Origin of the sequence: Domibacillus indicus (assembly GCF_023715895.1) — a bacterium.
Classification (GTDB): Bacteria; Bacillota; Bacilli; order Bacillales; family Domibacillaceae; genus Domibacillus; species Domibacillus indicus_A.
This window is the reverse complement of the sequence record NZ_JAMBOO010000159.1, coordinates 1-241: the sequence shown is the minus strand read 5'-3', so window position 1 is coordinate 241 and position 241 is coordinate 1. Positions and strand designations below refer to the sequence as shown.

Genomic DNA, 241 nt, shown 5'->3' with positions numbered 1-241 from the left:
AATGCTGGCAACTAAGATCAAGGGTTGCGCTCGTTGCGGGACTTAACCCAACATCTCACGACACGAGCTGACGACAACCATGCACCACCTGTCACCGCTGCCCCCGAAGGGGACGATCTGTCTCCAGACCGGTCAGCGGGATGTCAAGACCTGGTAAGGTTCTTCGCGTTGCTTCGAATTAAACCACATGCTCCACCGCTTGTGCGGGCCCCCGTCAATTCCTTTGAGTTTCAGCCTTGCG

General features: G+C 56.4%; 1 rRNA gene. It reads right to left on the bottom strand.

Features of this window, described 5'->3' with window-relative positions:
• Window positions 1-241 (bottom strand): 16S ribosomal RNA (locus tag M3221_RS27175); the annotation flags it as partial.